At 69.1% G+C, this 24701-nt stretch carries 21 protein-coding genes and 1 pseudogene; 16 read left to right on the top strand and 6 right to left on the bottom strand.

Features of this window, described 5'->3' with window-relative positions; translation table 11 throughout:
- Window positions 1-13: 13 nt before the first annotated feature.
- The gene (locus tag IEY88_RS32930; protein WP_189158811.1) at window positions 14-979 is read right to left on the bottom strand and encodes a prenyltransferase/squalene oxidase repeat-containing protein; all 966 of its coding nucleotides are present in this window, start codon (window positions 977-979) and stop codon (window positions 14-16) included.
- Window positions 980-1036: 57 nt separating this feature from the next.
- Between IEY88_RS32930 and IEY88_RS32935 the strand changes: the two genes are divergently transcribed.
- From IEY88_RS32935 to IEY88_RS32955, 5 genes are all read left to right on the top strand, one after another.
- Window positions 1037-1747 (top strand): hypothetical protein, encoded by a 711-nt coding sequence (locus IEY88_RS32935; RefSeq protein ID WP_189158812.1) that lies wholly within the window; start codon window positions 1037-1039, stop codon window positions 1745-1747.
- Between the two features lie 10 nt (window positions 1748-1757).
- A complete protein-coding gene (locus IEY88_RS32940) occupies window positions 1758-2297 on the top strand; it encodes a DinB family protein (protein ID WP_189158813.1) in 540 nt (179 codons plus the stop codon).
- Between the two features lie 80 nt (window positions 2298-2377).
- Complete coding sequence (locus IEY88_RS32945) at window positions 2378-2863, top strand: phosphatase PAP2 family protein (RefSeq protein ID WP_189158814.1); 486 nt, start codon at window positions 2378-2380, stop codon at window positions 2861-2863.
- A gap of 8 nt (window positions 2864-2871) precedes the next feature.
- A complete protein-coding gene (locus tag IEY88_RS32950) occupies window positions 2872-4251 on the top strand; it encodes a sensor histidine kinase (protein WP_189158815.1) in 1380 nt (459 codons plus the stop codon).
- Window positions 4248-4898, top strand: coding sequence for a response regulator (locus IEY88_RS32955; protein WP_189158816.1), 651 nt, complete (start codon window positions 4248-4250; stop codon window positions 4896-4898). Before IEY88_RS32950 ends, IEY88_RS32955 begins: the two co-directional genes overlap by 4 nt.
- On the opposite strand, the gene IEY88_RS32960 is transcribed toward IEY88_RS32955, so the two are convergent.
- Window positions 4895-6475 (bottom strand): monocarboxylic acid transporter, encoded by a 1581-nt coding sequence (locus tag IEY88_RS32960; RefSeq protein ID WP_189158817.1) that lies wholly within the window; start codon window positions 6473-6475, stop codon window positions 4895-4897. The two genes, IEY88_RS32955 and IEY88_RS32960, sit on opposite strands and share 4 nt — an antisense overlap.
- 3 nt (window positions 6476-6478) lie before the next feature.
- Window positions 6479-6895 (bottom strand): DUF485 domain-containing protein, encoded by a 417-nt coding sequence (locus tag IEY88_RS32965; RefSeq protein ID WP_189158818.1) that lies wholly within the window; start codon window positions 6893-6895, stop codon window positions 6479-6481.
- Between the two features lie 297 nt (window positions 6896-7192).
- Between IEY88_RS32965 and IEY88_RS32970 the strand changes: the two are divergent.
- From IEY88_RS32970 to IEY88_RS33005, 9 genes and pseudogenes are all read left to right on the top strand, one after another.
- A pseudogene (locus IEY88_RS32970) lies at window positions 7193-8506 on the top strand (OFA family MFS transporter); the annotation flags it as partial.
- Window positions 8507-8640: 134 nt separating this feature from the next.
- A complete protein-coding gene (locus tag IEY88_RS45175; RefSeq protein WP_256239446.1) occupies window positions 8641-8766 on the top strand; it encodes an MFS transporter small subunit in 126 nt (41 codons plus the stop codon).
- Complete coding sequence (locus IEY88_RS32975; RefSeq protein WP_189158820.1) at window positions 8766-10856, top strand: sensor histidine kinase; 2091 nt, start codon at window positions 8766-8768, stop codon at window positions 10854-10856. The genes IEY88_RS45175 and IEY88_RS32975 overlap by 1 nt, the downstream gene beginning before the upstream one ends.
- Window positions 10853-11251 carry a roadblock/LC7 domain-containing protein gene (locus IEY88_RS32980; protein ID WP_189158821.1) on the top strand — a complete coding sequence of 133 codons (399 nt, stop codon included), beginning with the start codon at window positions 10853-10855 and terminating at the stop codon, window positions 11249-11251. Before IEY88_RS32975 ends, IEY88_RS32980 begins: the two co-directional genes overlap by 4 nt.
- Window positions 11248-11772 (top strand): DUF742 domain-containing protein, encoded by a 525-nt coding sequence (locus IEY88_RS32985; protein ID WP_189158822.1) that lies wholly within the window; start codon window positions 11248-11250, stop codon window positions 11770-11772. The genes IEY88_RS32980 and IEY88_RS32985 overlap by 4 nt, the downstream gene beginning before the upstream one ends.
- Window positions 11773-11827: 55 nt before the next feature.
- The gene (locus IEY88_RS32990; protein ID WP_189158823.1) at window positions 11828-12415 is read left to right on the top strand and encodes a nitroreductase family protein; all 588 of its coding nucleotides are present in this window, start codon (window positions 11828-11830) and stop codon (window positions 12413-12415) included.
- The gene (locus tag IEY88_RS32995; protein ID WP_189158824.1) at window positions 12406-15321 is read left to right on the top strand and encodes an AfsR/SARP family transcriptional regulator; all 2916 of its coding nucleotides are present in this window, start codon (window positions 12406-12408) and stop codon (window positions 15319-15321) included. Before IEY88_RS32990 ends, IEY88_RS32995 begins: the two co-directional genes overlap by 10 nt.
- 546 nt (window positions 15322-15867) lie before the next feature.
- Window positions 15868-16416 carry a Uma2 family endonuclease gene (locus tag IEY88_RS33000; protein ID WP_093599297.1) on the top strand — a complete coding sequence of 183 codons (549 nt, stop codon included), beginning with the start codon at window positions 15868-15870 and terminating at the stop codon, window positions 16414-16416.
- 144 nt (window positions 16417-16560) lie between these two features.
- Window positions 16561-18717, top strand: a complete 2157-nt coding sequence (locus tag IEY88_RS33005; RefSeq protein ID WP_189158825.1) for a terpene synthase family protein — start codon at window positions 16561-16563, stop codon at window positions 18715-18717.
- Here the strand turns inward: IEY88_RS33005 and IEY88_RS33010 are convergent.
- Both IEY88_RS33010 and IEY88_RS33015 read right to left on the bottom strand, forming a co-directional pair.
- Window positions 18701-19723: an alpha/beta hydrolase gene (locus tag IEY88_RS33010; RefSeq protein WP_189158826.1), complete on the bottom strand. Its 1023-nt coding sequence runs from the start codon at window positions 19721-19723 to the stop codon at window positions 18701-18703. The genes IEY88_RS33005 and IEY88_RS33010 overlap by 17 nt on opposite strands.
- Complete coding sequence (locus IEY88_RS33015; protein WP_189158827.1) at window positions 19720-21051, bottom strand: cytochrome P450; 1332 nt, start codon at window positions 21049-21051, stop codon at window positions 19720-19722. The genes IEY88_RS33010 and IEY88_RS33015 overlap by 4 nt, the downstream gene beginning before the upstream one ends.
- A 123-nt stretch (window positions 21052-21174) precedes the next feature.
- Between IEY88_RS33015 and IEY88_RS33020 the strand changes: the two genes are divergently transcribed.
- Together IEY88_RS33020 and IEY88_RS33025 are read left to right on the top strand one after the other, a co-directional pair.
- The gene (locus tag IEY88_RS33020; protein WP_189158828.1) at window positions 21175-21993 is read left to right on the top strand and encodes an SAM-dependent methyltransferase; all 819 of its coding nucleotides are present in this window, start codon (window positions 21175-21177) and stop codon (window positions 21991-21993) included.
- A gap of 73 nt (window positions 21994-22066) precedes the next feature.
- A complete protein-coding gene (locus IEY88_RS33025) occupies window positions 22067-23152 on the top strand; it encodes an FAD-dependent monooxygenase (protein WP_189158829.1) in 1086 nt (361 codons plus the stop codon).
- Here the strand turns inward: IEY88_RS33025 and IEY88_RS33030 are convergent.
- Window positions 23133-24647 carry a DUF6461 domain-containing protein gene (locus IEY88_RS33030; protein WP_189158830.1) on the bottom strand — a complete coding sequence of 505 codons (1515 nt, stop codon included), beginning with the start codon at window positions 24645-24647 and terminating at the stop codon, window positions 23133-23135. The two genes, IEY88_RS33025 and IEY88_RS33030, sit on opposite strands and share 20 nt — an antisense overlap.
- Between the last annotated feature and the right edge of the window lie 54 nt (window positions 24648-24701).

Consider the following 24701-nt stretch of genomic DNA (forward strand, 5'->3'; position numbering starts at 1 on the left):
GGACGCGCAAACGTCAGCAGTGCGGTTGAGGGGCTCCGTCCGGACCGCCGCTGCGCAGCGTCACGAGGTTCGCGCCCGTCAGCCCGAGCACGGCCTGCGCCGTCGCACGGGGAGCGGTGCCCTTGTCGAAGCCGGACGCGTCGAACGCGATCGCGCCCTTCTCCACGCCGGAGCAACCGACCTGCAGCGACTTCAGGTACTTGCGCGCCTTGACGGCGGAGGAGCCCTTCACGACCTGCGCGACGAGGCCCGTGCTGTTGGCGTTCGACCCGCCCTGCGCGCTCGGGAACCCGCCGTCGGCCTGCTGCTTCGACTCGAGCCACGTGACCGCGCGGCCGACGGGCCTGCCCTGCGCACGCAGCGCCTGGACGACGATCGCGGTGACGTCCACGTCGCTGACGCACGGCGAGGCCTCGAACGTCACGGGGAAGCCGCCGTCCGCGCACTGCGTCGCGGCCAGGTACCCCGCGCCCTTCGAGTCGCGGCCCAGGGCGAACAGGGCGTAGGACTGGGTGAAGGCGTTGGAGAAGTCGCCGAACGCGGAACGGTCGGAGAACCGGCCGGACGGTGCCTGCAACGCCTCGAGGCCGGCGATCAGGTCGGTGCCGGCGAACGCGCGCGGGTTCTTGCCCTTCACCCGTGCGGCCACGGCCAGCTTGGCGTGCGCCCCCGCGTACGACTCGCCGTCCGTGCCGAGGTAGGCGCTGGAGACCTCGGGCTCGGCGAGCCACGCGATGGCGCGGTCCGCGTAGTCGTCGGCGTTCTTCGCGGCCGCGAAGGCGAAGATCGCGTCGATGGTCAGGCCCTGGTCCGGGTACTTGACGCCACCGAACTCGGTCTCCAGTCGCTCGCCGTCGGCCATCTGTCTCGCGAGCCAGCCCGCGGCGGCATCGACGCGATGGGTGGTGCCGGCCGAGGCGGGCACGGAGGTGGTCACCAGGGAGGCGCCGAGCAGGGCGGCGATGATCAGTCTCTGCACGCCCCCGACCCTCTCATTCCGACCCTCACGACCGGCGTGCTTTGCCAGACTCGTGGGATGCGTCTCGCCCTGACCTTGCTGCTGGTGCTGTCCGCGTGCTCGGCGGCACCCGCTGACCCCGTGGCGCTGGTCAAGGGGTGGACCTCCCAGCGGTTCGAGTCGGTGCGCTTCGACGTGCGGATCCAGATCGAGGGCAAGGACCCCCGCAGCCAGACGTACGCGGGCGTGCTCCACGTCGGCAGCGGCGGCGCGACGACGCAGGAGGACGTGACCGCGCACCGCGAGGCCGGGGAAGGCACCGCCGACTACCGCCGGCTGGTGGTGGGTGACGACGACTACCTGAGCCACAGCGGCCTCACCCTGCCGCCCGGCAAGGAGTTCACCAGCATGGGTCTGAACGACGCCCCCTGGGTGGGGCCGTACGCGAGAGACCTGTCGATGGCGACCCAGGACTACCACCCCGGCAACCTCTTCGGTGATCTCGACCGCGACACGATCCGTCTGGTCGAACACGAGGACGACCGGTACGTGTTCAGCGCGGGAGGTGTGCCGTACTCCGGTGGCTACACCAAGGGCGACGTGCGGCTGGTCGTCGAGGTGGACGACGAGAACCGGCCGGTGCGGATCGAGCAGACCGCGCCGTCGTTCGGGAAGCAGCTGGAGCGCCGCACGGTCGTCTACAGCCAGTGGGGCACCGCGCCGGACGTGCTGCGGCCGCCTCAGGAGAAGGTGGCGAAACCGAAGGACGTCGTCGCCCGACGGCGTTAGTGTGCGAAGCATGATTGCGGAAGACCTCCAGCGCTATCTGCAGGAGTCGCGCGACTCAGTTCTGTCCTCTTTGGACGGACTGAGCGAGTTCGACGTCAGGCGCCCGCTCCTGCCCAGCGGCACCAACCTGCTCGGCCTGGTGAAGCACCTGGTCGGCATCGAGCTCGGTTACCTCGGCGCGAGCGCGGGCCGTCCGGCGTCGTTCACACTGCCGTGGGTCGAGGACAAGTCCATCTGGGAGAACGGCGACATGTGGGCCAAGCCCACCGAGAGCCGCGAGTACCTCGTCGACCTGTACCGCGCGGCCTGGCAGCACTCCGACGAGTCGATCGCCGCGCTGCCCCTCGACGCGCCCGCCGAGGTCGAGTGGTGGCCGGAGCACAAGCGGCACACCACGTTCGGGCACCTGCTCGTCCGCGTCACGGCGGAGACCGCGCAGCACGCCGGCCACTGCGACGTCGTGCGCGAGCTGATCGACGGCCGGTCCGGCGCGGACAACCCCGAGGGTTACTACGACCTGGTCCTGAGCATGGCGAGCGCGACCCGCTGAGCCTTCCCTGTCGAAAGACAGGGGTGATCGGTTCCGAACGGCAGGGGCGCCCGCGCCGGGAGCTTCGTAGGTTCGGCTGGGTGACCTGGCTGACTGTGGGCACCGACGCGGTGCTCGGTGTGTTCGCGCTGATGTTCCTTCTGTTGTGGTTCAAGCACAGGCTGCGGGCGTTCCTCGCCGGAGCCGGTGTGGTGGTGGCTTATGCGATCAGCGAGGTCGTCAAGCTGGTCGTGCGGGAGGAACGGCCCTGCCGCACGGCACCGTCGATCGCGGAGTGCCCGCCGCACGGTGACTGGTCGTTCCCCAGCAACCACTCGGTGATCGCGGGGGCGTCCGCGATGGCGATCTGGGCACTGCACCGCACTTATGGCTGGATCGCGGCGGTGTGCGCCATCGCGGCGGCGTCGTCGCGGGTGGTCGTGGGTGTCCACTATGTACACGACGTCATGGCCGGGCTGGCGCTCGGAGCGTTGGTGTCGTGGGGGATCGCGTTGTTGCTGCGGAAGAAGAAGCCGGAGCGCGCGGAGATGGACGCGCCGACCGTGGTGATGCAGCGACTGCGATGATGGTTGCCGTGTGGGAGGTTCTGCTCTACCTGGTCCTGTTCGGCGCGGCTTTCGCCGTCGTGCGCAAGCGGCCCGCGGTCGCTCTGGGCACCGCGCTGGGGGCCTGGCTCGTCTGCTACCTCGTCACCGTCGAGTTCGACGTGAGGGTGGTGGCGCTCGCTCCCGCACTGGCACTGGTCAGCTTCCTCGCCGGACGCAACGCCGAGGACCCGCGGCCCACCGCCATCGCCCTGACCGTCGCGGAGATCGCCGGCGTCGTCGTGGCGCTGACTGAACGCGGCGGCTCGGACACCGCGCTCGCCGTCACCTCCGGCGTCGGCGTGCTCGGGGTCGTGCCCTGGGCCTTCGGGCGGTTCCGGCGGCGGTTCGCGGAGCTGCGCGAAGTCGGCTGGGACCACGCGGCACTGCTGGAGCGCAGCGTCGAGAACGCCCGCGACGCCGAACGTGCGCGGCTCGCGGGCGAGATGCACGACCTCGTCGGTCACGAGCTGGCCCGGGCCGCACTGCTGACCGGTGCGCTGGAACTGGAGCCGACGCTCACCCCGGAACAACGCGAGGCAGCCAAAACGGCCCGCGCCAGCGTCACCGCCGCAGCGGAACGGCTCGCCGACGTCATGCAGGTGCTCCGCGCCGACGAGGACGAACCCGTCGCGACGATCGAGGAGGTCGTGGCCAGGAGCGGACTCGACGTCGACCTCGTCAACGGCCGCAGGACCGCGATCGACGGCATCATCGCGCGCACGGTGCACCGGGTGACCGCCGAGGCGCTGACGAACGTGATCAAGCACGCACCCGGAGCGAAGGTCACCGTGAGCCTCACCGCGAACCTCGAGCTCCGCATCACCAACGGCCCGGCGCCGAGGACTCAGGCCGTCGGCAGCGGCAAGGGCCTGGTGGGCCTCGCCGAACGCGTCGCGCTCGTCGGCGGCTGGTTCGAGGCGGCGCCTTCGGACGACGGCGGGTTCGAGGTGAGGGCGAAGCTCCCGGAACGCCCGCGTGCCCGCACGACACCCACGCACGTGCGCCGCGAACGCACGGAAAAAGAACTCCGCAAGAGTGCTCGCCGAACCGTGCTGATCACCTCGGTCGTGTGCGCGGGGATCGCGATCGGCGTGCCGGGTTACATGGTGTTCGACGCCGTGACGTCCGTTCTCACGCCGCAGCAGTTCGAACGGGCACAGTTCGGGCAGAACGAGGACGATCTCGACCTGCCGTGGCGCACACGCGTCGACAACCCCCTCGGCGTCACCGCGCCGCCGCGCACCGAGTGCCGCTACTACAGCACGCACCCCAACCCGTTCGACGGCAACCGCCACGACCTGCACCAGCTGTGCTTCCGGGATGATCGGCTCGTGCACAAGCAGTGGCTCGCCAGGGGGACCGGTTGATCAGGGTCGTGCTCGCGGACGACGAACCGGTGGTCAGGTTCGGCGTGAAGGCCGTCCTGGCGACGGCCGGGGACATCGAGGTGGTCGCCGAGGCGGAGAACGGCAGCGCGGCGATCGACCTCGTCGCACGGCACCGCCCCGACGTCGCCGTGCTCGACATCCGCATGCCCGTGTTCGACGGCCTGGACGCGGCCAAGGTGATCCGCGAGTGCCATCCGGGCACGAAAACGCTCGTGCTGACGACGTTCGCGGACGACGCGTACATCAGCCGGGCGCTGGGGGAGGGCGCGGCCGGGTTCGTGCTGAAGACCGGCGACCCGCAGGAGATCATCTCGGGCGTCCGCGCGGTGGCGAACGGTGGCGCGTTCCTGTCCCCGATGGTGGCGAAGAGGGTCGTGGACCAGATGTCCCGCACCCACCCGAGACCCCTTGCGACACAACGGATCGAGGTGCTGACCGCACGCGAACGCGAGGTGCTCGGCCTGGTCGGCGCCGGCCTGGCGAACGCGGAGATCGCGGCCCGCCTCCACGTCGTGGAGGGCACGATCAAGGTCTACGTCAGCACGATCTTCCGGCAGCTGGGCGTGCGCAACCGCGTGCAGGCCGCCATCATCGCCCACGAGTCCGGGATCATCCCGGAAAACTAGGTGCGGGCGCCGATACCCGAGATCGCGCGGACTTCCATCTCCGCCGCCTTGGCCGCCATCTCCGGCTCGCGCTTGGAGAAGATCGTCGCGAGGAACCCGCACAGGAACGAGAACGGGATCGACACCAGGCCGGGGTTGCCGAGCGGGAACCAGGCGAAGTCGACGTCCGGGAAGATCGACGTCTTCGCGCCCGACATCACTGGCGAGAAGATGATCAGCACCAGGCACGAGCCCAGACCGCCGTAGATGCTCCACAGCGTGCCGGTGGTGTTGAAGCGCCGCCAGAAGATCGTGTAGAGGATCGTCGACAGGTTCGCCGAGGCGGCCAGCGCCAGTGCCAGCGACACGAGGAACGCGACGTTCTGCCCGTTCGCCGCGATGCCGCCGATGATCGACAGGATGCCGACGACGACGGCGGTCAGCCGCGCGACGCGGATCTCGCGGCGTGGTTCGGCGTTGCCGCGCTTGATGACGTTCGCGTAGACGTCGTGGGCGAACGAGGCGGAGGCCGCCAGCGTCAGACCGGCGACGACCGCGAGGATCGTGGCGAACGCGACCGCGGACACGACGCCGAGCAGCACCGCGCCACCGATCTCGAACGCGAGCAGCGGCGCGGCGGAGTTCTCGCCACCCGGTGCCGCGGCGATCTTGTCCGTGCCGACCAGTGCCATCGCGCCGAAGCCGATCACCAGCGTGCACAGGTAGAAGATGACCATCGTCCAGGTCGCCCACACGACCGAACGGCGCGCCTCGGTGGCGTTCGGCACGGTGTAGAAGCGCATCAGCACGTGCGGCAGGGACGCGATGCCCAGCACCAGCGACAGCGCCAGCGAGACGAAGTCCAGTTTGGACATCGCGCTGAAGCCGTACTTCGCGCCGGGGTCCAGCACGGCCTCGCCGAGATCGTTGTTCTCGGTGGCCTGCTGCATGATCGCCGACAGGCTGAACCCGAACTTGCCCAGAAGGAAGACGCTCATCAGCGTCACGCAGAGCAGCAACAGGACGGCCTTGATGATCTGCACCCAGGTCGTGCCCTTCATGCCGCCGAGCAGCACGTAGAGCACCATGACCATGCCCACCAGCGCGATCAGGACCGCCTGGCCCCACTTCGAGGTCACGTTGAGCAGCAACGCGATCAGGCCGCCGGCGCCCGCCATCTGCGCGATCATGTAGAAGAACGAGATCACCAGCGTCGCGTTCGCCGCGGCCGCGCGGACCGGGCGCTGCTTCATCCGGAACGCCAGCACGTCGCCGACGGTGAAGCGGCCGGTGTTGCGCAGGCCCTCCGCGATCAGCAGCAGACCGACGAGCCACGCGACGACCCAGCCGACGGAGTAGAGGAACCCGTCGTAGCCGTGGGCCGCGATGCCGCCGGAGATGCCGAGGAACGACGCGGCGGACAGGAAGTCACCGGACAGCGCCACGCCGTTCTGGGCGCCGGTGAACGAGCTGCCGGCGGCGTAGTAGTCCGACGCCGTCACATTCCGGCTGCTGAAGCGGTAGACGATGTAAAGGGTGATCAGGACGAACACCGCGAAGACGCTGAGGTTCAGCACCGGGTTGCCGGTGGTGGGCATGACCTACTCCTCGACGCCTGTCTTCTCGGCGAGCAATTTCCGCTGCGGGTCCAGCCGTCGCTTTGCGTAACGGGCATAACCGAGCGTGATGATGATCGAAGTCACGAACTGTCCGAGGCCCAGCAGGATCCCGAGGTTGATCACACCGATCACCTTGGTGCTGACGAAGTCTTTCGCGTACGCGGACAGCAGTACGAAGGTCAGGTACGACGACAGGAAAAGCGCGGTCATCGGGAAGATGAACGTCGTGAGACGGCGACGGAGAGTGCGGAATTCGTCGGTCTGCCGAATCAGCTCGTAGTTCGGGGTGCCGTCGGAATCGACGTACGACAAAGTGTCGGGGTCGTCGAACGACGCGAAACCCCGCATTTCCCGGTACTCGTGCTGCGCTTCGCCAGGCGCCCTCATCGCCTTGGTCATGTACCCCTGCCCCTCGTGTGCGGCGCCCACTGTAGCGCTCTCACGTGTGCAGTCAACGTGACGGATCTCCCGGAAACGGGCGAAACCGGACCAATGAGAGGCGTCGGGCGGACAGAAACCGGACTGAATCCGGCGCCCCATTCGTCTCAAATGGTTCGACCCAGGCGTTGTATCAAGTGGACGGTCGCGAGTTGCGTCGTGTGCAACACCTGAAGCCTTCGTCAAGACCGTTGTCGCACGTGTGCACCTGGCCTAGGATCGATCGGTCCGCATTAAGTGGTGACGGTTGGGGATAAAGTGGGGTTCTTAGCGCGCGAACGTCAGGTCGCGCCTCCCGGATGGAACCGCTGGCTCGTTCCGCCCGCAGCTCTGGCGATTCATCTCTCCATTGGTCAGGCCTACGCCTGGAGCGTCTTCAAGACGCCGCTGGAGAAATCCCTGGGCATCACGGGAACGCAGTCCGCACTGCCCTTCCAGCTCGGCATCGTCATGCTCGGGTTGTCGGCGGCGGTGCTCGGCACGACCGTCGAACGCAGGGGTCCGCGCTGGGCGATGCTCATGTCGCTGCTCGCCTTCTGCTCCGGTCTGCTGATCTCGGCGGCCGGCGTGTGGGCAGGCCAGTACTGGGTCGTCGTCGTGGGCTACGGCCTGGTCGGCGGCATCGGTCTCGGCATCGGCTACATCTCGCCGGTCTCGACGCTGATCAAGTGGTTCCCCGACCGGCCGGGCATGGCGACCGGCATCGCGATCATGGGCTTCGGCGGCGGTGCGCTGATCGCGTCACCGTGGTCGACGTCGATGCTGTCCTCGTTCGGCGCCACCACGTCGGGCATCGGTCAGGCCTTCCTCGTGCACGGCATCGTCTACGCCGTCTTCATGAGCCTCGGCGTGCTGCTGATCCGCCTGCCCTCCCCGGAGTTCACGGCGGAGAAAGCGGCGCTGCTCAAGGACAAGCCGAAGGGCACCGTCTCCCACAACGTCTCGGCGAACAACGCGATCAAGACGCCGCAGTTCTGGCTGCTGTGGGTCGTGCTGTGCTTCAACGTCACCGCGGGCATCGGCATCCTGGAGAAGGCCGCGCCGATGCTGGTCGACTTCTTCAAGGAGTCCTCGACGCCCGTCGCCGCGACCGCCGCCACCGGCTTCGTCGCGCTGCTCTCCGCCGCGAACATGGCCGGCCGGTTCGTCTGGTCGTCCACTTCGGACATCGTGGGCCGCAAGAACATCTACCGCCTCTACCTCGGCGTCGGCGCGCTGCTCTACCTGGTGCTGCTGACCGTCGGCTCGACCAGCACGCCGCTGTTCGTGATCGCGGCGATGGTGATCCTGTCGTTCTACGGCGCGGGCTTCGCGACCGTCCCGGCTTACCTGCGTGACCTGTTCGGCACCTACCAGGTCGGCGCGATCCACGGCCGGCTGCTGACCGCGTGGTCGGTGGCGGGTGTGCTCGGGCCGCTGATCGTCAACGCCATCGCGGACGCGGGCAAGAAGGCGGGCCACGTCGGACCCGACTTGTACGCCACGTCGTTCTACATCATGATCGCGCTGCTCGTCGTCGGCTTCGTCGCGAACGAGCTGATCCGCCCGGTCGACCCGAAGTTCCACGAACCCAAGGTCGCGGACGAGACGGACAGCCCCTCGCCGAAGGGCGACGACGAGGCCACGGTCGCCAGGTGGAACGAGGCCGAGGCTGCGGACGTCGCAGAGACGGCTGAGAAGGAAGACGCGGAAGGCGTGGTGAAGAAGTGAGCTCACCCCGAGAGAACCGATCGAGCACGTTGCTGCTGGTCGGTGCCTGGCTGTGGGTGGGCCTGCCGCTCGCCTACGGCCTGTACCGGCTCTTCCTGAACGCGGCCAAGCTCTTCGTCTGATGTTCAACGCGCTCGTGAACTGGCGCAACTGGCGCCTGCCGGTCAAGCTCGCCGCGGTGTTGATCGTTCCGGTCACCATCGCGGTGGGCTCCGGCGTGTTGCAGATCAACTCGCAGATCGACCGCGCCGAGACCTACGCGGCGCTCCAGCGGCTGGTGAAGGTCCGCGCCGCCCTGATCCCCGTGATCGAGGGCGTGCAGGCGGAACGGCGCATCGTCGCCGGGGGCGCAGGCCCGGAGATCCTCTCCGAGCAGAGCAAGCGCACCGACGACGCCCGCGCGGTGCTGCGCGACCAGATCGGCAAGACCTCGCTCAGCGAGGTCGTGACCGCCCGCCTCAGCGACGTCCAGAACCGCATCGGCGACCTGACGGTGTTGCGCGACCGCAGCAGCAACGACATCCCCGCGGTGATCAAGATCTACACCGAGCTCACCGACTCGCTGCTCGACGTCGACGAGGTGATGGCCAGCGAGTTCGGCGACGCCGCCCTGCTGCGCACCGCGATGGGCCTGCACCACGTGGTGCACGTCCGCGACCAGGTGCTCTACCAGCAGGCCGTCGTGCTGTCCGGGCTCACCCGCGGCCAGCTCACCAACGCCGAGGTCCGCGCGCTGGTCGAGTCGAACGTCAAGCTCGGTTACATCGCGGACGAGTTCGCGGCCCTCGCGACGCCCGACCAGATGAAGGTCTACGGCAAGAACTTCAGCGGCCCGGACACCGAGGCCCAGCGCACGATGCTGGCCGCCGCGGTGCTGCACCCGACCTCCGACGCACCGGCCACCGGCACCGCCGCGAACAGGCCGAAGCCGCCGCTGCCGATCGCGGCGGCGGACTGGACCAGGGCGACCGACGCCGTCGTCACGTCGATGGGCAGCGTGGTGACGGGCCTTCAGGACGACCTGCGCTCCACCGCCGACCGCCTGCGCGACGAGACGAGCGACGCCGCCGGTGCCGCGTCCGCGATCCTGTTCGCCGGCATCATCCTGGCCGCCACCGTCGGGTTCGTCGTCGGCCGCTACCTGCTGCGTTCGCTGAACGCGCTGCGCCGCTCCGCGCTCGACGTGGCCTGGGAGAAACTCCCCGAGATGGTCGCGACCGGACGCGGCAGCACCGAGATCGAACCGGTGCCGGTGCACACGACCGAGGAGTTCGGCCAGGTGGCGCGCGCGTTCGACGCGGTGCACCAGCAGGCCGTGAAGTCGGTCATCGAGCAGGCGGGCATGCGCGCCAACATGCGCAACATCTTCGTGAACCTCTCCCGGCGCAGCCAGAGCCTCGTGGAACGCCAGCTCAAGCTGATGGAGGAGCTCGAGAAGTTCGAGGAGGACCCGGACCAGCTCGCGAACCTCTTCAAGCTCGACCACCTCGCCACCCGCATGCGCCGCAACAACGAGAACCTGATGGTGCTCTCCGGCGGCGACGTGGCCCGCCGGTTCCACAAGCCGATCCCGCTCACCGACGTGCTGCGCGCGGCGGCCGCGGAGATCGAGCAGTACCAGCGCGTCATGGTGCACACAGCGCCCAACGCCGAGGTTGTCGGTTACGTGGCAAGCGACCTGGTCCGGTTGCTGGCCGAACTCCTCGACAACGCCACGGCTTTCTCGCCGCCGCACACGCAGGTCGCGATCAGCGCGTCGATCGAGGCGGGCGGCATCGTGCAGATCGACGTCGTCGACCACGGCATCGGCATCGACCCCGAGGCGCTCGCCGGTGTGAACCGCCGGCTGGAGGCCGCGGGGGAGGGCGTGGACGTCCAGGTCTTCCGGGAAATGGGACTTTTCGTCGTCGGCAGGCTCGCGGCGCGCCACCAGATCGTGGTACGTCTGGACGCGAAACAGGGGCAGGGGACTCGCGCGATCGTGTTGGTTCCGGCCGAACTGGCACCACAACGGGAAGAGTCCTGGGAGTCTTTCCGAGGGGAGGCGATCGAACGGCAGCAAGCTTCGTGGTTCCAGCAGACGAAACCGGCCGCCGCACCGCCACCTCCCCCCGCACCCGCACGTCAGACGCCGGAGTCGGCCCGAGGATTCCTCGACGCCTTCCAGCGCGGTGTGCAGCGCGGCCTTCCCGACCACCAGGAGAGTCGATGAGCACGCAGGTTGACCAGTTCGGCTGGCTGGTCACCAACTTCGCCGAACGCACGCCCGGCATCGAGCACGCCGTGGTGATCTCCGCGGACGGCCTGGTGTTGATCTCGTCCTCGAAGCTGCCCGGCCACGTCGCACCGCAGTTCGCGGCGATCGTGGCGGGTGTCGTCTCGCTCGCCGACTCGGCGTCGAAGTGCTTCGCCGGCGAGTCGGTCGTGCGCACCGTCGTCCAGATGGACCGGGGCGTGATGCTGTTGTCCGCGATCAGCGACGGCTCCGTCCTCGCGGTGCTGGCGTCGGCCTCGGCCGACGTCGCGCAGATCGCGTACGAGATGACTGTGGTCGTGCGGCAGGTGGGCCAGCTGCTCACGCCCGAGCTGCGGGCAGAGCTCGCATGAAAGAGCCCGACGAACAGGTCAACTTCGGCGATCTGATCAGCGGTTTCAGCTTCGACAGCGAGCGGATCCGCAAGCGGGGGAAGTCCAAGCAGAAGCGCGCGCCGGAACCCCCGCCGACGCCGGACCCGTACGCCACGCTGCCGTTCGACCCGTTCCCGCCGCTGCCGTCGGTCGAGACCGGCGTCGAGTCGTCGTCGATCGTGCGCGCCTACGCGTGGACCGGCGGCCGCACCACGTCCGACGTGCACCTGGAGATCGAGACCCTGGTCTCGGTCAACGAGTTCTCGTCGACCGCCGTGCGGCCGGAGCACCAGGACGTGCTGGCCCTGTGCACGCAGCCCCGCTCGGTGGCGGAGATCGCCGCCCTGCGCGGGCTGCCGCTGGGCGTCACGAAGGTGCTGCTCGGCGACATGGCCGGGCACGGGCTGATCGACGTGCACCGCACGGCGTCGTCCTATGGCGAGGACAGGCCGGACGGGATGTTGCTCGAACGGGTGCTCGCGGGCCTTCGCCGCCTCTGAAGTCGATCTCCCCGGACGCTGCTACGGTCGAACGACCTATCTGGGGAGGTACGGGGTGGAGTTCCAGGACGTGGTCCGCCGCAGGCGGATGGTGCGCAAGTTCACCGACGAGCCGGTCAGCGACGAGAGCCTCCAGCGGATCATGCGCAACGCCGTGCGCGGTCCGTCGGCCGGGTTCTCCCAGGGCCAGGGCTTTCTCGTGCTGCAGGGCGAGCAGCTCGAACGGCTCAGGCAGATGTTCGAGTGGTGGTCCGGGGAAGAACCCAAGACGGCGCCGGTCGTCGTCATCCCGTTCTCGTCCAAGAAGGTCTACCTCGACCGGTACGCGGAGCCTGACAAGGCCTGGGCCGGCCTGACCGAGGAACGCTGGCCCGTGCCGTACTGGGACATCGACACCGGCATGGCGGCGCTGCTGATCCTGCAGACGGCCGTGGACGAGGGTCTCGGCGCGGTGTTCTTCGGCACGGACAAGGAGACGTGGCCAGAGTTGCGCGCGGCGTTCGGCGTGCCGGACACGTACGTGCCGATCGGCATGATCGCGATCGGGCACTCGGCGGAGGAGGGCGTCTCCGAGGGTGCCTCGCCGCAGCGCCGCAAGCGCAAGGCGTTCGACGAGGTCGTGCACTGGGGTCAGTGGCAGTGAGGTCGTTCGGCCTGCTCGGGCCGTTGGACGTGGTGCTCGACGGGCGCCACGTCCACGTCCCACCCGGCAAGCGGCGGGTGGTGCTCGCCGCGTTGCTGTTGCGTCCCGGCCAGGTGGTCGGGGTCGACGAACTGGTCGAGCTGACCGGCGGTTCGCGCAACGCCCTGCAGACCACGGTGGGCCGCCTGCGCGAGGTGCTGCCGGGGCTCGTGCTGACCAAGCCGGGCGGGTACCTGCTGGACGTGGCGCCCGACGAGGTCGACGTCCACCGGTTCGGCCGGCTGGAGCCGCGGGAGGCGCTGGCGCTCTGGCGCGGCCGCCCGTTCGCGGACATCGGCAGCGACGCGCTCGAACGCGACCACGTGCCCGCGTTGACCGAGAAGTACCTCGCGACGCTGGAAGCGAGGATCGAGGCCGACCTGCGGGCCGGCTCGCACGAGCGGCTGGTGCCCGAACTGCGCTCGCTCACCCGTCAGCACCCGACCAGGGAACGGTTGTGGGCGCAGCTGATCGTGGCGCTGCACCGCTGCGACCGGCAGACCGAGGCGTTGCAAACCTACGACGACATCCGCGGCAGACTCGCGGGCGAGCTGGGCCTCGACCCGGGCAAGGACCTGCAGAAGGCGCACCAGCAGGTGCTCACGGCCGACAACAGCCCGCGCGCCCGCAACGACCTGCCCGGCGACATCGCCGACTTCGCGGGCCGAGCCTCCGACCTGGACGAGATCCTCGCCGCCGTGCCGTCCGGGTGCGTCGCGATCACCGCCATCGACGGCATGGCGGGCATCGGCAAGACCACGATCGCCGTCCGCGCCGCCCACCGCCTGGCCTCCAGATTTCCCGACGCACAACTGTTCGTGGACCTGCACTCCTACACCGCGGGTGTCGAGCCGCGCACGCCGTCCGACGCCCTGCTGGCGCTGCTGACCGCGTTGGGCGTGCCGGCACAGGACATCCCGGACGGCCTGGACGCTCGTGCGGCCCGCTGGCGCGCGGAGATGGCGCACCGCCAGGCACTCGTGGTGCTCGACAACGCGGGCAGCGCCGCCCAGGTCCGCCCGCTGCTGCCCGGCACCGGTCTCGTGCTCGTCACCAGCAGGCGCCGGCTCGTGGACCTGGACGCGGCGCACACGATCTCGCTGGACGTGCTGTCCGAAGAGGACTCGCTGAACCTGCTCACGAGCATCGCCCGCAGGAACGACGAGGACTGCCGGGAGGTCGTGCGGCTCTGCGGGTACCTCCCGCTGGCCGTGCGGATCGTCGGTGCCCGCTGGCGCACCCGTCCGGCGTGGTCCGCGAAGGACCTGGTCCGCCGTCTCACCGACCAGCGCCTGACGGAGCTGACCGCCGGCGAACGCAGTGTCGCGGGCGCGTTCGCCTTGTCGTACCAGCAACTCACGCCCGACCAGCAACGGTTGTTCCGGAGGCTGGGCCTGCACACGGGGGAGGACTGGGACGCTTACCTGGCGGCGGCGGTGATCGGCACCACCCGTGCGGAGGCCGAACGACTGCTGGACGAACTCCTGGACGCACATCTGGTGCAGCAGAAGGAGAACAGCCGCTACCGCTTCCACGACCTGCTGGCGGACCACGCGAAGGCGCTGGTCGAGCCGGACGAGAGGCGCGAGGCGATCGCCCGCGTTCTCGACCACTACCTGCGCGGTGCGGAGGACTCCGCACGGAGGATCGCCCCCGGTCGTCCGGAGCTCCACTCCGCCGTCATCCACGAGCTGGTCGACCCGCCGGTGTTCTCCACCCCGTTCGACGCGCTGGCGTGGCAGGAGGCCGAGCGGCTGAACCTCAGGGCCGCCGTCTACCTGGCCGCGTACGAGGGGTTCTACCACCACGCGTGGCAGCTGCCGCACCAGTTCGCCCACTACCTGCTGCTGCGCGGATCCGGCAAGGAACGGGTCGAGGTGCTCAACGTCGCTCTCGGGGCCGCCCGTCACCTCGGGGATCTGAAGGCTCGTGCGGAAGCGTTGCGGGGCCTGGGTTCGGCGTACATGGAGGACGACGACCCGAAGGCGGAGAAGGACCTGCGCGAGGCGCTCGAACTCATGCGGCAGATCGGCGACCTTCGTGGTGAGGCGTCCGTGATGGGCCTGCTCGGCATGATCGCGCGCGGACGGCACGACTTCGACAGGTCGTTGGAGTACTTCGAACGTGGCGTCGTGCTGATGCGCCAGGCGAACGCGCCCACCGGGGTCGCGGCCGCGCTGCACAACATCGGCATCAACCACGCCCAGCTCGGTCAGACCGAGGAAGCCTTGGCGTACATGGGCGAGGCCGTCGCGTTGATGGACGAGCACGGCGATGTCCGGTCCGCCGCGCTGACGCTGCACAACATCGCCCACGTGCACTTCGACGCGTTCGCTGACGAGGAGTGCCTGGCGCACGCGGACCGGTCGCTGGTCGCCTACCGCGAGTCGGCTGACCGGCGCGGCGAAGCGCTCGCCCTGGCCGACTACGCCTACTGGCGTTACGAGATGGGCCACCACAGCGCCGCGCGCGAGCTGGCGCAGGAAGCCGCCCGGTTGTGCCGGGCGTACACGAACCTGCCGGACGACCAGGCGGTGCTGGCGTCCATGGAGGACGTCAGGGACCACATCGGACAGATGGCGTTGCTCGTGGCCCTGTCGCTCGACGCCCAGCTGGCGGGCAGGTCGGCCGAAGCGCTCGGCCACCTGCGGCGGTGCCTGCCGATCGTGGAGCGGCGCAGCTGGTGGAGCGAGGACCGCGTGCTCGGGCAGCTCTCGGCCGTGCACCTCGCGCTGGGCGACCGCGGAGCCGCCGTCCTGCTCGCGGAGAAGGCGGTGGCCGCCGCCGAGCGCACGCCCCTGCCGCGAGCCGTCGCCTTCGCCCGCGAGATCCTCGCTAGAGCGAAAGCGCCAGCACCGCCACCGTGATCACGGCCGCCGCCAGCACGGCGAAGGCCACCCACTGCCGCACCCTGTCCCCGGTCCTGCGCATCCCTAGCTCCCCTCGGTGGTGATGCCACCGAGGGTGGAGAAGCCCGTCCCCACACCGTCCCCACCGCGATCACACGGATTACCCGGAATCGAGCGGGAAGTGTTTTGATCATCGGAGTGTGAGGTACTCGTGAGGTATTGCTCCAACAGAGTGCTTGGCGCGCTCGTAAGATTCCGTTAGGGTCGCATTCGCGAGCAATTGGCGGGGCGCGGCGCGTTATCAAAAATCGCCCGAAAATTGATCATAAATTAGCCACTTGTTCGATTGAAACCATCTCGCTGCTCCGTCCGGGTGGTGCCCTCCACGGCAGGACCAGTGATCGCTCACCCTGCGGGATGGTGAGTGACGAAGACGTGTGCGTGCAGTGGTGCGGGTCGGCCAAAAGGGGCTTGCGTGTCGTGAGAATCGGACCAGTCTTGTCTAATGGCATCGCCGGGACCCGTCCGGCGGACAGTGGCCTCGACACGGGGGTGGAACGCACCATGGGTGGTGTCCCGACGTTTCCCCACGGCAGACCGCTGACGTGGGCGGACCTGGAGGCGATGCCTGATGACGGGCACCGTTTCGAACTCGTCGACGGGGTGCTGGTCATGAGCCCCTCACCCCGCCCCGTGCACCAGCGCGTCGTCGCCCGGCTGCTGGTGGCGCTCACGGCTGTCTGCCCACCGGAGCTGGAGGTCCTCCCGGCCCCGGTCGACGTGGTGCTCGCCGACGACACGGTCTTCATCCCGGACCTGGTGGTCGGCCGGCGCGAGCAGTTCTCGAAGCAGGCGCTCATCGGGCCGCCGGTGCTGGCGGTCGAGGTCCTGTCGCCCCGGACGCGGCACGTGGACCTCGAGCTCAAGCGCGCGAAGTTCCAGGAAGTCGGCTGCGAGAACTACTGGATGATCGACTACGACAGTCCGTGGCTGCGGTGCCTGCACCTCGAGAACGGCGTCTACGTCGAACAGGCGCGTTCCGACGGCGAGGAGATCATCGAGCTGCAGTTCCCGTTCGCGGTGAAACTGAGCGCCCAGTCGCTGGTGCGCTGAGTATCTGCCATCAACGCCGGGTTGGGCTGAACGGGCGACACCATTCCACGCACGTGTGGATCAAGGTTTCACCATCTGGCGTTCCCGCGCGCCGGGCTGGTTGCGTTCATCGCGACACGTCCAACGCGCGGAGGTCCAACGCCCATGCAGCCGTTCCAGCTGCCGGAGTTCTACACGCCCCACCCGGCCCGGCTGAACCCGAACCTCGAACGCGCCCGCGTCCACACGCGTGCCTGGGCGCACGAGATGGACATGGTCGACGTGCCGCAGCACGGCACCGTGATCTGGACCGCCGACGACCTGGAGGCGCACGACTACGCGTTGCTCTGCGCGTACACCCACCCCGACTGCGACGGTGAGGCCCTCGACCTCATCACCGACTGGTACGTGTGGGTCTTCTACTTCGACGACCACTTCGTCGAGCTCTACAAGCGCAACCCGGACGTCAAGGGCGCGCAGGCGTACCTCGACCGGCTGCCGCTGTTCATGCCGGTCAACGGCGTCATCACCGCCACGCCGGCCAACCCGGTGGAGAAGGGCCTCGCCGACCTCTGGCGCCGCACCGTCCCCACCCACTCACGAGACTGGCGCGAGCGGTTCGCCGCGAACACGAAGCACCTGCTGGACGAGTCGATGTGGGAGCTGCACAACATCAGCTCGAACCGGCTGTCCAACCCGATCGAGTACGTCGAGATGCGCCGCAAGGTCGGTGGCGCGCCGTGGAGCGCGAACCTGGTCGAGCACGCGGTCGGCCTCGAAGTGCCGGCGAGCATCGCCCTCAGCAGGCCCATCGGGGTCCTGCGGGACACGTTCAGCGACGCCGTGCACCTGCGCAACGACCTGTTCTCCTACGAACGCGAGGTGCTCGACGAGGGCGAGCTCTCCAACGGCGTGCTGGTGTTCGAGAAGTTCCTCGACCTCCCGACCCAGCAGGCCGCAGAGGCCGTCAACGACCTGCTGACCTCGCGGCTGCACCAGTTCGAGCACACGGCGCTCACCGAGGTGCCGATCCTGCTGGACGAGCACGCCATCGACCCGATCGGGCGCGCGGCCGTCCTGGGCTACGTGAAGGGCCTGCAGGACTGGCAGGCGGGCGGCCACGAGTGGCACCTGCGGTCGTCGCGGTACATGAACAAGGACCCGAAGCCGCAGCTCGGCGTCCTCGGTTCGTACGCCAAGACGTTGCCGCAGCGGCTCCGGCAGTTCAGCAACGTGCCGAAGGTCGTCGAGCCGTACGAGGTGCCGTTCCACTTCCCGTTCCCGCTGACGCTGTCGCCGCACCTCGACCAGGCCCGCGAGGAGGTGATCGCCTGGGGCCGGGAGATGGGCATCCACGGCGAGGGCATCTGGGACGAGGCCAAACACCGCGGGTTCGACCTGCCGCTGTGCTCCTCGGGGCTCGACCCGGACGCGACGCCGGCCGAGCTGTTCCTCTCGGCGGCGTGGCTGACCTGGGGAACCTATGCCGACGACGTCTACCCGTGGGTCTTCGGGCGGCTGCGTGACCTCGCCGGGCTGAAGGCGCAGACCATCCGGCTCAAGCAGTGCATGCCGCTCGACCTCGTCCCGCAGGTCGTCCCGGTGAACGCCACCGAGCGCGCGCTGGCGGACCTGTGGCTCAAGACCGCGGCACCGATGTCGGCGCAGTTCCGGGCCACTTTCCGCGAGACCCTCGACGCGATGCTCGACGCGTGGGTGTGGGAGGTGGTCAACATCCAGCAGAACCGCATTCCGGATCCGGTCGACTACCTGGAAATGCGGCGCTCCACGTTCGGTTCCGAGCTGACGACCTCGCTGAGCCGCTTTTCCCATTCGACGACGGTCCCGCCGGAGATCTGGGGGACGCGGGTCATCCAGGCCATGGAGCGATCGGCCATGGATTACTGCTGCATGCTCAACGACGTCACCTCGTACCTGAAAGAAATCCAGTACGAGGGCGAGGTGCACAACATGGTCCGGGTGGTCGAGAACTTCCTCGGGGTGTCCCAGTCCCGCGCGTTCGAGATCACCTACAAGCTCATGGACGCCCGGCTCGCGCAGTTCACCAGGTCCGTCGACACCGACATGCCGAAGCTCTGCGAGGACCTGTCGCTCGACGACGCCGCGCGGGCGTCACTGACCCGGTACGCCGACGAGCTGAAGGACTGGATCGTCGGAATCGTCAACTGGCACAAGGAAACCAGTCGCTACGGCGTCGGCGAGATCACCACCCCGGTCAACGCCCACCTGGTCGAGGGAGCGTTCCACCGGGGGCCGTCCGGGCTGGGCACGTCGGCGGCCCGGCTCACATCCCGAACCTAGAGCTCAGCCAGGCGCGGGTCGCGTCCCGGTAGTCCTCCGCGTTGCGGTGCAGACCGAGGGAGTGGCCCGCGCCCGGCAGCACGTACGTCTGCAGCCGCGCCTCCGGCCGGTAGTACGGGGCCTCCTGGGCGCGCAGGCTCGCGGCGTTCGAGCAGTCGCGCAACGCCAGCAGGCCGCAGAACAGCACGTCGTCGCTGCCGACCGCCTGGAACACCGGCACGTCGATGCCGTACGTCGTGGGCAGCACGATGCCGAACACGGCCACGGTTCCCATGCCCGGCACGGAGACCTGGTCCTTCGTGGCCTCGTCCGCGTTCACGACGAGCTGCTCGGCGTTGTTCATCGCGTAGAAGAGCCCGGACCGCGCACCCGGCCGCGTCGTGAAGTACAGCGGGTCGCTGCTGAGCCTGGCGAGCGCGTTGTCGAGGAACACCGGCTGGAGTCTCAGCGCCGCACCGAGTGCGAGCGCCGGCACCGCGGGCATGTGCGTCATGCCGGACAGGACCACGCCGTCGACGTCGTGGTAGGTCGCCGCCTCCATCGCCACGATGCCCGAGCCCACGGAGTGCCCGACGATGACGACCTTGCGGTACGCCGTGCCGCCGACACGTCCGGCGCGCAGGTGCTGCACGACCTCGTGCATCGACCGCGCTTCAAGGGAGATCAGCAACGGCAGGCTGAGCGGGTGCGACGAGGCGCCCGTGCCGAGCCGGTCGACGGCGAACGTCGAGCGGCCCTCGCGGGCCATGTTCCGCTGGTACGAATAGGACTCCGGCACGCCCGGCAGGTCCCAGTACGCGCGGTTGTACGTGCCACCGTGCACCAGCAGCTGGATCGAGTCCGGGTTCGCGCCCGCCGGTGTGCAGAGCTGACCGGAGATCGTCGCCGTGCCGCCGGGCCCGGACACCGGGAGCGTGGTGAGCGAACAGTCGGCACCGGAGGCCTGCGCGGCGGGCGTCAGTGACGTCAATGCCAGCACAGCGGCGAGAACGGGGAGCAGTTTCACGCTGAAGGCTTTCTACTCACGGCGGTCATGGGCAGCCGGTTCGGCTGCATGGTCGCCTTCACCTGGGCGTAGACGCGTTGTCCCGCAACGGGGACGAGGTCCCACCTGGTCGCGATCGTCGCGGCGGCGATCGCGATCTCCGTGTGGGCGAGGAAGTGTCCTGGGCAGAACCGGGCGCCACCACCGAACGGGATGAACGCGCCCTTGGGCAGCGAGGCGGCTCTCGAAGGCTCCCACCGGTCCGGGTCGAACCCGTCGGGGTCCGGGAACCACCGGGGATCGCGGTGCAGGGTGTGCTGCGAGACGGCGATCTCGGAACCCTTGCGCACCAGCACTCCGCCGATCTCGACGTCCTCACGGGCGCGACGCATCAGGATGATCGGCGGGGTGCGGCGGAGCACCTCGTTGATGATCCGTCCCGTGTGCTCGAGCTTCGCCACGTCCGCGAACGTCGCCGGACGCCCGCCCAGCACGGCGTCGACCTCCGCGTGGAACCGCCGCCGCACCGCGGGTCGCGTGCCGACCTCGTGGAAGAACCAGGCCAGCGCCACCGCAGTCGTCTCCGCGCCGGTGGTGAGGATCGTGACGACCTCGTCGTGGACCTGCTCGTCGGTCATGGCCTCACCGGTGTCGCCGTCGCGCGCGGCGAGCAGTGCCGACAGCAGGTCACCGTGGTCCGCGCCCTGCTTGCGCGCCCCCACGACGACCGCGGGGATCGCCTCGCGCAACCGGGCCGCGGCCGCGTCGAACTCGCGGTTCGCCCTGAGCGGCAGCTTTTCCACGAACGACGGGGAGAAGGCGCGCACCAGCACGTGCTTGAGCATGATCGGGATGGACCGCCTGATCTCGGCCAGCACCTCCTGCCCGAGCTCGGCGGAGAACAACGTGCGCCCGGCGACCGTCATCACGAAGTCCTGCATCAACGCGTCGAACTCGAGGCGCTGACCGTCGTGCCACGAGTCGCGCAGTTCGGTCGCAAGCGTCGTGATCACGTTCTCCGCGTAGGTCGCGACCCTCGCGCGGCTGAACGCGGGCAGCACCATCCGGCGCTGCCGCTGGTTGAACGCGCCGTTCGACGTCGCGAGCCCGTTGCCGAACAACGGCCGCATCTTGTCGAACACGATGCCCTTGTCGAACTTGTCCGACGTGAGCAGCTGCTGCGCCAGCTCCGGGGTCGTGACCAGGTACACCGGCAGGGGACCGAGGAAGACCCTGACGACGTCACCGCTGGCGGGCAACGAGGCCAGGAACTCGACCGGGGACCTGAGCAGGGTGATGGAATGCCCGATGAGGGGCCAGCGGCCCGGCACCGTCGTGACGCTCGGCATCACATCACCCTCTCGTGCGACCCCGAACAAACTAGGGCCATCCGTCCAGTGGTGGCGAGCAGATGCACACGATCGGATGCTCAACTGTTCGACCGGTCCGCCGCACACGGATACGCTCAGCCGGTGAGCAGCGACCTCGGTTGGGTTCCCCCTGGTGTGGACACGACGGTCCCGTCGCCGGCTCGGGTGTACGACTACTGGCTCGGTGGTGGCCACAACTTCGCCCCGGACCGCGCGCTGGCCGAGAAGATCCTGCAGATCATGCCCGGCGTTCGCGACGCGGCACGGCTGAACAGGTCGTTCCTGCGCAGGGCCGCGCTGCACATGGTCGAGCAGGGCGTGCGGCAGTTCCTCGACATCGGCTCCGGCATCCCGACTGTCGGCAACCTGCACGAGATCGTGCGGGCGGAGGCGCCGGACTGCAAGGTCGTCTACGTCGACCGGGACCCGGTGGCGGTCGCGCACAGCGAGCTGATCCTCGCGGGCGACGGCAACACCGGCGTCGTGGAGGCCGACCTGCGCGACCTGGACGGGATCTTCAACTCCGAGCCCGTCCGCAAGCTCATCGACTTCGACCAGCCCGTCGGCCTGTTCATGTTGCTGGTGCTGCACTTCGTCCCGGACGAGTGGGACCCGGCGGCGATCGTCGGGCACTACCGCGACGCGCTCGCGCCCGGCAGCTTCCTCGCGGTGACGCACGCGTCGGCCGAGGCCAAGCCCGCCGGGATGGACGAGGCCGTGCAGGCCTACAACGTCAAGAGCTCGGCGAACCAGGCCTTCCCGCGCACGCACGACGAGGTGCGGGCGTTCTTCGGCGGGTTCGACCTGGTGGAGCCCGGACTGGTCGGCTGCCCGTCGTGGCGGCCCGACGGCGAGGGCGACTTCGCGGCCAACCCGGAGATCAACGAGGTCCCGTTCGCGGGGGTCGCTGTCAAAGCCTGACCGCCGGCGGTCAGTGGACGGTCAGCGGTGACCCGCACCTTGTGAGCGACACCGACTCACAGGGGGCAACACGATGAACGTTCTGATCTCCGGCGCCAGCATCGGCGGCCCCGCGCTCGCGTACTGGTTGCGCCACCACGGTTTCAGCGTCACGGTGGTGGAGCGGTGCCGCGGCATGCGGCCCGGCGGGCAGGCCATCGACGTGCGCGGCCCGGCGCTGGAGGTCGTCGAGCGCATGGGCCTCGGCGACGAGTTGAGGTCGTTCAGCACCGACATGCGCGGCATGAACGTGGTCGACGCCGACGGCAACGAGCTGTTCCGCTCGACCACTCACACCCTGAGCGGCGGCGACCTGGCGAGCCCCGACGTCGAACTGCTGCGCGACGACCTCGCCCGGATGCTGTTCGACGCGGTGGACGGCGTCGAGCACCTGTTCGACGACACGATCACCTCGATCGACGGCACCCGCGTCACGTTCGAGAAGGCGGCGTCACGCGACTTCGACGTGATCGTCGGCGCGGACGGCCTGCACTCCAACGTCCGCAAGCTCGTCTTCGGGCCCGAGTCGGAGTTCATCACCCACCTCGGCACGAACCTCGCCGTCTTCACCGCGCCGAACTTCCTCGGCCTCGACCACTGGCAGACGTTCCAGCAGGGCGAGGTCGTCGGTGGCGGAATCATGAGCGCTCGCTCGAACGCGGAATGCCGTGTCTACATGGGTTTCTACGGCGAGGTCGACTTCGACCACCGCGACGTCGACGCCCAGCGCCGGTTGCTCGCCGAGAAGTTCGCGGACGCGGGCTGGGTGTGGCCGACCGCGCTGAAGCACATGTGGGAGGCGCCGGACTTCCACTTCGACTCGATGAGCCAGATCAGGATGGGTTCCTGGTCGCGCGGCAACGTCGTGCTGCTGGGTGACGCCGGGTACTGCGGTTCGCCGTTGTCCGGGCAGGGCACCAGCATGGCGTTGGTCGGCGCGTACGTGCTCGCCGGTGAGCTCGCGAAGGACCCGTCGGCCGCTTTCCAGCGCTACGAGGAGGTCCTGCGGCCGTACGTCGTCGCGAACCAGGAGATGGCGCTGAAGAACCAGGCCAACGGTGGTGCGCCCACCGAGGAGTTCGCCGAGGTGGTGAACAGCCTCAGCCTGCCGAACTACTGACCAGTTCCCGGACCGTCTCGGGGATCACGGTGCCGGTGAACCTCACCACCGCCGTGATCCCCTTGGCGTCGAGGTGCCGCAGATCCGAGAAGTTGAGTCCTTCCAACGCCTTCCGGGTGTCGGCGTCGTCGGTCAGCTGCCCGTCGCGGGCGAACGACAGCCGCGTCACCCGGTTGGCGTTCCAGTGGTAGCTGGCCGCCTTCCCGTTGCGGGACAGGCGTTGCAGGACCGCGACCCGGCTGCCCTGGTAGTTGTTGAGCTCGACGACGAGCACCCCGCCGTCGATCGCGACGGCGATCGAGTCCTCCTCGAACTCGTCCACCACGTCGGCGACACCGGCGTTCGTGACGATCGTGACCGTCGCCGCGGGCCCGAGGTCCTCCTCCAGCCACTGGTACGGCCGTTCGGGACGGGAGATCGGCAGCGGTGCCGGTTCGCCGCGCAGCAGGTGCCCGACCCGGTCGGTCTTCCTGTGCACCAACGGATCCGTCGCAGGTGCGGGCCACAGCGTCAGCTCGTAGCGCTCCTCGCCCTCGTCTCGTCCGGTCGCGCAGACGCGGACCCGGAACTCGCCCGGCCACGGAGCGGTGCTGCCGTGCCCGAACCGCGCGGCGCCGGCCACCGCGGTGTAGCTGATCTCGGCGACCTCGTCCCACTGCGCCAGGTCGGGCAGGCGCGGTTCGTCCAGCACGACCTGCACGGACACGGGGACCTTGCCGTCCTCGACGCCCGTGCGGACCGCGAACCCGGTGTCGATCGCCGCCACGAGACCGGTCGCCGAGAAGTCCGCCTCGGTCAGGCTCGGCTCTTCCACGACGACGAACTGGTGGCCGAACACCATCGCCTCCGTCTGCCAGGACGTGGGCTGGAACTCGCGCCGCCGCTTGTCCCGCATCGCCCGTTCGTACGCGGGAGGCATGGGCAGGCCGGGCAGGATCTCGGCGCACGTGCCGATCGCGATCCCGATGGCCGCCGCGGGATCGGTCGCCGCCGGGGTGCCGATCGCGTTCAGGACAGCCCTGGACACCACCACCGCGACAGCGAGGTGCGAGGCCCCGCGCTTCACGGCGATGGCCTGCTCGTCACCTTCGGTGTCGCTGATGTCCGGGAGCAACGCGCGCACGTGCCCGAGGATCAGGTCGCTCGCCCCTGGGTGCGCGGCGTCGACCGCGGCCATCGGCAGCGCCATCGCGCTCCGCTCGCTCATCGACATGAAGCCGAACGCGGCGTTGCGCGGCGGTGGTGCCAGTGCGGAGATCAGCTCGGCCGGCGCGACCAGGTCCAGCCGGGCGACGGCCAGTTCCAGCGCGCCGAGCAGCCGTTCCGCACGGAGGGCCGAGAACTCGCGCAACGCCTGCTGCGCCGCGGAACCACCGGCGTACCGGTCGTGCCTGCGGCCCGCGGCGTGCGTGCCCAGCGTCGCCGCCGGTTCGTCCGGTATCAGCGCCTCGATCGCCGCCGCGGCTTCGGTGACCAGCTTCGCGAAATCCCCCATTCGCCGATTCTGCCCATGAATGGCCCAGCTCACAGCCATTTGACTCAAATTGAT

Origin of the sequence: Lentzea pudingi, from assembly GCF_014646255.1 — a bacterium.
GTDB classification, from domain to species: domain Bacteria; phylum Actinomycetota; class Actinomycetes; order Mycobacteriales; family Pseudonocardiaceae; genus Lentzea; species Lentzea pudingi.